This is a genomic window from Saccharibacillus sacchari (assembly GCF_037722395.1).
In the GTDB taxonomy this organism is placed as follows: domain Bacteria; phylum Bacillota; class Bacilli; order Paenibacillales; family Paenibacillaceae; genus Saccharibacillus; species Saccharibacillus sacchari_A.
In genome coordinates this window covers 1-10,111 of the sequence record NZ_JBBKAR010000047.1, presented here as the reverse complement: position 1 = coordinate 10,111, position 10,111 = coordinate 1, and the positions used below count along the sequence as shown (strand labels likewise).

The following is a 10,111-nucleotide window of genomic DNA, read 5'->3' as shown; positions in this document are numbered from 1 at the left end:
CAGGGAGGAAACAAATCATGATTATCAACCACAATATTCAAGCGGTCAACACGCACCGCAACATGGGACTGAACAGTGCGGCAGCCAGCAAGAACATGGAAAAACTGTCTTCGGGTCTGCGGATCAACCGTGCGGCCGACGACGCGGCGGGCCTGTCGATCTCGGAAAAAATGCGTGGACAGATTCGCGGTTTGGAACAAGCGCAACGCAACGTGCAAGACGGCATCTCGTTCGCGCAAACGGCAGAAGGCGCGATGAACGAAGTCAGCTCGATGCTGGGCCGGATGAAAGAACTGAACGTACAGAAAGAAAACGGTACGTATGGTTCCGGCGACAAATCGAACATCAACGCAGAGCTGAATGCCCTGGGTTCGCAGATCGACAGCATCATGACCAAAACGACGTTCAACGGCATCAACATCAACAAAACAACAGGTAACTCCAACGTGAGCATTCAAGCTGATGATTCCAGCTTCACGATTTCGATCAGCAAGATCGATACAACTGGATTCAGTGGTTTGAAATCGACGACGGCGTTGTCGGACGTCAGCAAAGCGATCGAAAAAGTAGCAACGCAACGTGCAAACCTCGGTGCGGTCCAAAACCGTCTGGAATACACGTCGAACAACTTGGGAACGACCGTGGAAAACCTGACAGCTTCGGAATCGCGTATCCGCGATACGGACATGGCGAAGGAAATGGTTGCCCTGTCGAAAAACAACATCTTGCTGCAAGCTTCGCAATCGATGTTGGCGCAAGCCAATCAGTCGCCGCAAGGCGTGCTGTCGCTGCTGCGTTAAGTTTGATTTTAAGAAAAGAATCCTTTTTAAGGATTCTTTTTTTATTTGAAAATCTGATAGGAAGCAAGCAATTTAGACTATTCATATCTTTTCGCTAAAATCCGATATAAAAGTAAAGCACGGTTAACCATATGGCTAAATTGCCGTAAGTTCCGGGCTAATTCAACCACACGGATGTGGGAATAACCAATTCAGGGAGGAAACAAATCATGATTATCAACCACAATATTCAAGCCGTCAACACGCATCGCAACATGGGACTGAACAGTGCAGCAGCCAGCAAGAACATGGAAAAACTGTCTTCGGGTCTGCGGATCAACCGTGCGGCCGATGACGCGGCAGGCCTGTCGATCTCGGAAAAAATGCGTGGACAGATTCGCGGTTTGGAGCAAGCGCAACGCAACGTGCAAGACGGCATCTCGTTCGCGCAAACGGCAGAAGGCGCGATGAACGAAGTCAGCTCGATGCTGGGCCGGATGAAAGAACTGAACGTACAGAAACAAAACGGCACGTACGGTTCCGGCGACAAATCGAATATCAATGCAGAATTGGATGCGCTGGGTTCGCAGATCGACAGCATCATGACCAAAACGACGTTCAACGGAATCAATATCAATAAAGGTTCGGGTACGTCTAATGTCGTTTCCGTACAAGCCGACGATTCCAGTTTCAAAATCTCGATCAACAAAGTAGATAGAGACGGATTTAGCGGATTGAAATCCACGACTACTTTGACTCAAGTCAGCACGGCGATCGAAAAAGTAGCAACGCAACGCGCAAACCTCGGTGCGGTCCAAAACCGTCTGGAATACACGTCGAACAACTTGGGAACGACCGTGGAAAACCTGACAGCGTCGGAGTCGCGTATCCGCGATACGGACATGGCAAAAGAAATGGTCGCGTTGTCGAAAAACAACATCCTGCTGCAAGCTTCGCAATCGATGTTGGCGCAAGCCAACCAGTCGCCGCAAGGCGTGTTGTCGTTGCTGCGTTAATTCTCAAAGCAATCCATGTTCCTCAAAGCTCCGCTTCGGCGGAGCTTTTTTGTTTTAAATTAAAACGACGAATTTTTTGAAAACCCTTCAGAATTTCCGGACAATCGTCGATATAACTAGTAAGGCAGGGTAAGCCTCCACAGCATGGCAATCGCTACGAAGAGATACCCGGCTACACTAACCACACGGATGTGGGAATAACCAATTCAGGGAGGAAACAAATCATGATTATCAACCACAATATTCAAGCGGTCAACACGCACCGCAACATGGGACTGAACAGTGCGGCAGCCAGCAAGAACATGGAAAAACTGTCTTCGGGTCTGCGGATCAACCGTGCGGCCGATGACGCGGCGGGCCTGTCGATCTCGGAAAAAATGCGTGGACAGATTCGCGGTTTGGAGCAAGCGCAACGCAACGTGCAAGACGGCATCTCGTTCGCGCAAACGGCAGAAGGCGCGATGAACGAAGTCAGCTCGATGCTGGGCCGGATGAAAGAACTGAACGTACAGAAACAAAACGGCACGTACGGTTCCGGCGATAAAGGCAATATCGATTCCGAGTTGAAAGCGCTGGGTTCGCAAATCGACAGCATCATGACCAACACGAAGTTCAACGGAATCAGTATTACTTCCAACGTTTCGGTACAAGCGGACGATTCGAGCTTCAAAATCCAAATCAACGGCGTAAGCAGAACAGACTTTACTGCACTGGGCAGCGGCACTACATTGACTCAAGTTAGCACGGCGATCGAAACGGTAGCCAAACAACGTGCAAACCTCGGTGCGGTCCAAAACCGTCTGGAATACACGTCGAACAACTTGGGAACGACTGTAGAAAACCTGACAGCATCCGAGTCGCGTATTCGTGACACGGATATGGCGAAAGAAATGGTCGCTTTGTCGAAAAACAACATCTTGTTGCAAGCTTCGCAATCGATGTTGGCGCAAGCCAATCAGTCGCCGCAAGGCGTGTTGTCGTTGCTGCGTTAATTTTCAAAGCGAATCATCTTTTTCACGGCTCCGCTTCGGCGGAGCTTTTTCCGTATATGCATTTTGTTTTTGAAAAACTCTTCAGATTTTCCTGATTGCTGTCGATATAATTATTAAGGCAGGGCACGGCTAAGGGCGGCAATTGAGCTGCTAAGCGATACCCGGCTATATCAACCACACGGATGTGGGAATAACCAATTCAGGGAGGAAACAAATCATGATTATCAATCACAATATTCAAGCCGTCAACACGCACCGCAACATGGGACTGAACAGTGCGGCAGCCAGCAAGAACATGGAAAAACTGTCTTCGGGTCTGCGGATCAACCGTGCGGCCGACGACGCGGCGGGCCTGTCGATCTCGGAAAAAATGCGTGGACAGATTCGCGGTCTGGAGCAAGCGCAACGCAACGTGCAAGACGGCATCTCGTTCGCGCAAACGGCAGAAGGCGCGATGAACGAAGTCAGCTCGATGCTGGGCCGGATGAAAGAACTAAACGTACAGAAACAAAACGGCACGTACGGTGCCGGCGACAAGTCGAACATCAATGCAGAACTGAATGCTCTGGGTTCGCAGATCGACAGCATCATGACCAACACGAAGTTCAACGGAATCAAAATCACTTCGAACGTGAGCGTTCAAGCGGACGACTCGAGCTTCAAGATTTCGATCTCCGGCGTAGCAACGGCTGGATTCACCGGTCTGGACAAAGATACAACTTTGACCAACGTAAGTGCCGCGATCGAAACGGTAGCCAAGCAACGCGCAAACCTCGGTGCGGTCCAAAACCGTCTGGAATACACGTCGAACAACTTGGGAACGACTGTAGAAAACCTGACAGCATCCGAGTCGCGTATTCGTGACACGGATATGGCGAAAGAAATGGTCGCTTTGTCGAAAAACAACATCTTGCTGCAAGCTTCGCAATCGATGTTGGCGCAAGCCAACCAGTCGCCGCAAGGCGTACTGTCGCTGCTGCGTTAATTTTCAAAGCGAATCATCTTTTTCACGGCTCCGCTTCGGCGGAGCTTTTTTTTGATTTGTGCGAATTTTCATAAATATTCTTGAGAAAATGCCGATATATAAAATAACAATAGTGCAGACATCGAGCGGACTAGCCCCTATAAGAAAAGAATAAGCGGAGGGATACTTATGGATTCCAGCATTACATCCGGTTTGAGCGGGGCTGTTCCGCTGCAACAGCCTTCTTTTACCAAACGCGAATCTTCGGCCGAAACTGCTGCCGCTGCTGTAGCGCCCTTAACGACGATCCCGAAGCTTCATCAAACGCAGGAGCAATCTTTGCAAGAGCTTCAAAAAGCAATCCAAGCGATACAAGGACCTCAAAAATCGCTTGAAATTTCGGTTCACCAACAAACGCATGCAATCATGATTAAAGTATTGAACAAAGAAACGGGCGACGTCATACGCGAAGTTCCTTCCGAAAAAATTCTAGATGTTGTAGCCAAAATGATGGAATTCTCGGGGATCTTGATCGACGAAAAAGTATGAGCCGATAAAAATGCTTAACTAGGAGGTTATTCGATGGTTACAAGAATTACGGGTATGGCTTCCGGTATGGATATCGACTCGATGGTCAAAAAGTTGATGACAGCCGAAAGTGCTCCGCTCACGAAAATGAATCAACAGAAACAACTGATGGAATGGAAGCGGGAAAATTATCGTGAGATCAGTACGAAAATGGTTACTTTTCAAGAAAAGTTATCCGATCTCGTCAACTCGTCCTCACTGACTTCCAAACAAGCCAACACTACGGGCAATACGACTGCGGTAACCGCAACGGCTTCTTCCGGCGCAAGCGGGACCTTCGATATCAAAGTAACGCAATTGGCGACCGCTTCAAACGCAGTTACAGGATCGGGGTGGACCAGCACCGCCACCACGACCAAGTTGAGCACGCTGGATTCTTCTTTAACGGGAACGGTGCGGGTAGGTAATGCCGATATCGCTCTTGACGCGGACGAAACGATCGAATCGTTCGTAAAAAAAGTGAATAGCAGCAAAGACGCGGGTGTCACTGCCATTTACGATTCCGGAAACGGAATTTCGTTCACTTCCAAAACGACCGGTTCCGTAAAATCGGACGGCGTCACTTCGAATAATTTGACCGTGGCTGCCAGCGGCTCGACTGCATTCGGCATCAGCCAAAACTTAAAAGACGCATTCTCATTAGGGTTCAACGACGCAAAAGATGCGGAAGCCACGATCAACGGACTGAAAGTCGTCAAACCTACGAATAGCTTTGAAGTCAACGGCGTTAAACTGACGCTGAATTCGTTGACTCCGACCGGGGAAACGACAAGAGTCAGCGTTGTGGACGATACCGACAAAATTGTGGATTCGGTCAAAAGTTTCGTGGAAGCTTACAACGATTTGTTGTCTACCGTAAATGGAAAATTGAGCGAAGAACGCTACAAAAAGTACACGCCGTTGTCGACCGAAGAACGCGCAGCGATGAGCGACGACGAAGCCAAACTTTGGACGGATAAAGCCAAAAGCGGCATGCTCAAAAACGATAGCATTTTGCAAGATACCGTTGCCAGCATGCGTACCGCAATGGTTCAAGGGGTAAAGCTGGCAGACGGCAGCACGCTTTCGATGGTATCGCTGGGAATCACGACCGGCAACTACCAGACCAAAGGCAAACTGGAACTGGATACGGACAAGTTGAAAGCGGCATTGGAAAAAAATCCGACCGCCGTTTCCGACTTTTTCAACCAAGATTATTCCAAGGCTTTTTCCAGCAATAACTATACGGAAACCGACGGGATTCTTGCCAAAATGCGAAAAATCTCTACCGGCTCGCTGCAAAGAATGTACGATACTGCCGGTACGTCGAGAGCCAGCAAAGATTTGACGGCCTCGTTTATGACGACAAGCGTCATGGGCGAACAACTTACGTCTTTGGATCGTCGCATTAGCGAAATGACGGAAAAACTTAATCGAATCGAAACGAATTATTATAAGAAATTCACTGCAATGGAGACCGCCATTAACCGATATAATACTCAGTCGTCCAGTTTGTCGGGTTTGTAATTTAAAGGAGGCTGTACATTTTGATCTACTCACCTTATCAGAAATACCAGCAAGCACAAGCACAGACTGCATCCAAGCCGAAGCTGCTAATCATGCTGTATGATGGAGCGATTCGTTTTGTACGCGCCGGCATGGAAGGCATCGAAGAACGCAATTACGAGAAAGCCAACAATAATCTTTGTAAAGCGCAAGCCATTATTCATGAATTGATTTCTTCGTTGAACTTCGACTATCCCATTTCGAAAGACTTGTTGTCGATGTACGAATATATGCTGCATTGCCTGATCGACTCCAATGTGCGAAAAGACATCGAAAAATCTCAAGAAGCGTTGGAGTACATTATGGATCTTCGCGAAACCTGGGTCGAAGCCAGCAAAATTTCAGGCGCAGCCGGGGCTCTCTGATGATTGAAGAATCCGTAGAGCTGGCTATGGAAGAGTCGGTAACAAGTCTGCTGGACCAGCTTCAGTTCCTTTCTGAACAAACGATGGAACGATTGGAAGAGATGGACGAAGAAGAATTTGAACAATTTTCGGAGCTTCGCCAACAATTGACCGAACGGCTTTTGTTTATACGGTCCGACGTTACCGATCAGGACCGCGAACGAATTCAATATATTTTGAAGTTTGACGAACCGATTCTTCACAGAATGCAGGTTTTGAAAGACGAAGCCGGGCATTGGATGGAACAACAAGGTAAAATCAAAGTTCAAAAAGGCGCTTATCAGCAAGCTTATGCCGTAAACAGCATGTTTTTCGATCATCGCAAATAATGTTCCCTCTGAAGTCCGTATCGGACTAAAGGGGGATTTTTTTTGCAAAGCTTCACTCAAAACGCATTGAATCCGATATATTGGTTATAGAAAAGACTACTTCGGAATGGTGGTATCGCTTTGAACAACTTCGAACGGAATCTGCATGCTCTCAAAAATAAATTTCCACATGTATGGAATACGTTAAAAGAGGTTTCGGGCACAACGCCGAATAATCCCAATGCTTACGTGGAACCGATCGAACCGGATCTTCCATGGCTGGAAGCCGTCAGACAGTCGGTCGAAGATACGGAATGTATTTTTGTGTACGGTTTCGGACAAGGACTGGGAATCGTGGATCTTATCGAGCAGTACAACGGTCGTCTGCTTATGGTGTACGAACCGGATATCGATCAGTTTTACCGCGCGATCGCCGCGTACGACTTAAGCGCATTGTTTAATCATCCCAATTTCTATTATTTGGCGGTCGGCAAAGAGCAATTGAACTCTCTTTTTTATATTGCTTCGCTGCATATGCACAGGGAGCTTGCCTTCGTCGCTCTTCGGCATTATCTGGAAGCTGAAATGGACGTGCTGCGCGAAGTTCGGGAAAAATTCCAGCGTTACAATCATACTTACGAGTCCAATCAAAATACACATGAGCTTTTTCAAGAAGACTGGGTTCGAAACAGTATGTATCAAATGGCCGGCATGCTGAATACTCCCTCGATCGAAAGTTTAAAAGATATTTATACGGGCATGACGGCGGTCGTCATTGCTTCAGGCCCTTCTCTTCAAAAAGACATGGATTGGATCGAACGCTTGAAACCCCATGCTTTTGTGGTTTCGGCAGGCTCCAGTATCCAGGCACTGGTGAAGAACGGAATTCAGCCGCATTTAGCCGTGACTTTGGACGGAGGCGTTATCAACAACAAAGTATTCGAAGCGCCAGAGACGCTGAAGGCTCCGCTTCTTTACGCGTCCACCTCGTACTACGGGATCACGGATCGCAAGTTGGAAGGCAAGATTCATGCAGTTATGAGCAACGATCATATCACGCAATATTATATGGGGTTGGATTCCGAAAGCGTTGCGATGACCCCGACGCCTACCGTTGTAGGAACAGCGATTCAAGCGGCTATATGGATGGGAGCCAATCGCATTGTCCTGATGGGACAGGATTTGTCTTTTCCCGGCGATAAGTTCTATACCGAAGGGGTCAGCCATGCGGAGGCTACGGAGAACGAACAGCGGGTCGAAAGCGCCGAGATCGAAATACCGAACGTCAACGGTGGCATAAACAAAACAAACGTCAATTTTATGTTTATGAAAGACGCGCTCGAAAAACTGTTCAATTCGTTTCCAGATATCGAGTTTATCAATACGACGCGTAACGGCGCGTCCCTGACAGGGACGGAGTGGGAACCGATCGAGAACGTTTATCACAAATTATCCGATCAACAACTCGATATCGAGCTGTTTTCGGGTGCTTTGGAACAATCTTTGAACGAAAAAAATCCGGACCGAATCGCGTTTGCCAAAACGAAGCTCCGCACTACCCTGAGCGATTTCGTAGAAGTGGAAAATGAGGTCAAGGCTCTTTTGAAACTTATAAATCCTTTGCGCGAAATAAGCCGCACCAAACCAGCCAAATGCCAAAATGCCATCGTGGAGATCGAAAAGCGCTGGACGAAAATCGTCGACCGGGAATGGTTCACGCAGACCTACGAGAACGTGACGCCGCGCCAATTGGCAGCTTTTGACCAGAAACAACCGCTGATCGCCCTCGAACAAAACATAATCAAAAAAGCCGATTTGCTGTACGACGCTTTGGGAACGTTGTTGAAGGACATTAAAAGTAAGTTTCCGTTCTTACGCGAAATTTTCGGCGAGGCGATAGCAAGAATTGAACGTTCCGAATCGGAGGAGGTCACGGTTTGAATTCCATATACAGAGACAAAAAAATTCTGGTCATCGGCGGAACGGGAACGATCGGCTGCCATTTAATCAAACGTCTTCTTCAGGAGGAGCCGCAGGTTATTCGTGTATTCAGCCGCGACGAGCATAAACAGTACGAAATGGCGATCGAATTTGCGAATCATGCGGATCGGCTGCGTTTTTTGATCGGCGACGTAAGAGACCAACAGCGCCTCGGCAGAGCGATGGAGGATATTGACTACGTATTTCACCTAGCGGCAATGAAACACGTGCCTTCCTGCGAATACAATCCGTTTGAGGCCGTTCAGACCAATGTCATCGGCACACAAAACGTGATACAAGCCGCGATCGAGAATAACGTTAAAAAAGTATTGTTTACAAGCACGGATAAAGCGATCTCTCCAACCAATACGTACGGAGCGACCAAATTGACCGCAGAGCGCTTGATCTCGGCAGCCGAGTATCAAAAAGGATCGCGAAAGACCATTTTCTCTTCCGTGAGGTTCGGTAACGTGATGGGCTCCAGAGGCTCCGTAATTCCGCTTTTTAAAAAACAAATTATGGAGAACGGCAAAATCACGGTTACGGATCCCGATATGTTGCGTTATATGATGACTCCTTCCCAAGCGATTGAATTGATATTAAAAGCTAACGAGCTTGCGTTGGGAGGAGAAGTGTTCGTGCTCAAAATGCCGGTCATTCGAATCGGAGACTTGGCGGAAGTGTTGATCGAGTTGGTTACTGAAAAGCAGTCGATCCCCCAAAAAATAGATGTTCATTCTATAGGCCTTCGTCCCGGTGAAAAAAGGTATGAAGAGCTGATGACTGCTGATGAACATGGGCTGGCCAAGGAAACCGTGGATATGTTTATCATCCCGGCTTTTTTTAAAAAAAAGAGTCAGAAATTCACAGAATCTATTCCTGTTTTAGATATGCAACCTATCAGTAGAAACGTGATTAAAGAATGGATCGAAAATGAATGTTTAGTATGAATTCGGGAGGTTGACTATGCAAATCGTAGCGATTATTCAGGCTCGAATGGGTTCGACCAGGCTTCCCGGAAAAGTAATGAAGATGCTTGGCGATCGTACCGTACTTGGGCATGTCATAAATCGTTGTAAAGCAATTCCTTTGGTCACTCAGGTGATCGTTGCCACCACGGCTGCCGAAGAAGACGATATTTTGTGCAAGGAAGCGGAACTTTACGGCGTTTCGTATTATCGGGGCAGCGAAAATAATGTGTTGAGTAGATACTACGAAGCTGCCAAAATGGCTAAAGCGGAAGTCGTCGTTCGAGTTACTTCGGATTGCCCGCTACTCGATCCTCAAATTTCGAACTCGGTGATCAAACATTTTTTGCGATCGGAATGCGATTATGCAAGCAACAGTTTGAGTAAAACGTTTCCTAGAGGTTTGGATACTGAAGTATTCTCTTTCAAAGTTCTAGAACGTGCTTATCAAAATGCCGAATTGTCTTTTGAGAAGGAACATGTTACTCCGTATCTCTATCTTCATCCCGAATTGTTTAATGTTGAAGCATATTATAATGAAAAAAATCAATCTCAATATCGTCTTAC

At 47.4% G+C, this 10,111-nt stretch carries 11 protein-coding genes; all 11 read left to right on the top strand.

Annotation, left to right across the window (positions count from 1 at the left end):
• Positions 1-17: 17 nt before the first annotated feature.
• Positions 18-800: a flagellin gene (locus tag WKI47_RS18840; protein WP_340228727.1), complete on the top strand. Its 783-nt coding sequence runs from the start codon at positions 18-20 to the stop codon at positions 798-800.
• 209 nt (positions 801-1,009) lie between these two features.
• Positions 1,010-1,795 carry a flagellin gene (locus WKI47_RS18835; RefSeq protein ID WP_340228726.1) on the top strand — a complete coding sequence of 262 codons (786 nt, stop codon included), beginning with the start codon at positions 1,010-1,012 and terminating at the stop codon, positions 1,793-1,795.
• A gap of 224 nt (positions 1,796-2,019) precedes the next feature.
• Entirely contained in the window at positions 2,020-2,787 is a 768-nt protein-coding gene (locus WKI47_RS18830) for a flagellin (protein WP_340228725.1), read from the top strand.
• Between the two features lie 217 nt (positions 2,788-3,004).
• Positions 3,005-3,772, top strand: coding sequence for a flagellin (locus tag WKI47_RS18825; protein WP_340228724.1), 768 nt, complete (start codon positions 3,005-3,007; stop codon positions 3,770-3,772).
• 168 nt (positions 3,773-3,940) lie between these two features.
• On the top strand, positions 3,941-4,300 hold the full coding sequence (locus WKI47_RS18820; protein WP_340228723.1) for a flagellar protein FlaG: 360 nt from the start codon (positions 3,941-3,943) through the stop codon (positions 4,298-4,300).
• 33 nt (positions 4,301-4,333) lie between these two features.
• Positions 4,334-5,845, top strand: a complete 1,512-nt coding sequence (gene fliD / locus WKI47_RS18815; RefSeq protein ID WP_340228722.1) for a flagellar filament capping protein FliD — start codon at positions 4,334-4,336, stop codon at positions 5,843-5,845.
• A gap of 20 nt (positions 5,846-5,865) precedes the next feature.
• A complete protein-coding gene (gene fliS, locus WKI47_RS18810; RefSeq protein ID WP_340228721.1) occupies positions 5,866-6,249 on the top strand; it encodes a flagellar export chaperone FliS in 384 nt (127 codons plus the stop codon).
• On the top strand, positions 6,249-6,617 hold the full coding sequence (locus tag WKI47_RS18805) for a hypothetical protein (protein ID WP_340228720.1): 369 nt from the start codon (positions 6,249-6,251) through the stop codon (positions 6,615-6,617). Before fliS ends, WKI47_RS18805 begins: the two co-directional genes overlap by 1 nt.
• Before the next feature lie 120 nt (positions 6,618-6,737).
• Complete coding sequence (locus WKI47_RS18800) at positions 6,738-8,537, top strand: motility associated factor glycosyltransferase family protein (protein ID WP_340228719.1); 1,800 nt, start codon at positions 6,738-6,740, stop codon at positions 8,535-8,537.
• Complete coding sequence (locus tag WKI47_RS18795) at positions 8,534-9,526, top strand: SDR family NAD(P)-dependent oxidoreductase (RefSeq protein ID WP_340228718.1); 993 nt, start codon at positions 8,534-8,536, stop codon at positions 9,524-9,526. The genes WKI47_RS18800 and WKI47_RS18795 overlap by 4 nt, the downstream gene beginning before the upstream one ends.
• A 16-nt stretch (positions 9,527-9,542) precedes the next feature.
• Positions 9,543-10,111: glycosyltransferase family protein (locus WKI47_RS18790; protein ID WP_340228717.1), on the top strand; the 569-nt coding region annotated here is incomplete at its 3' end.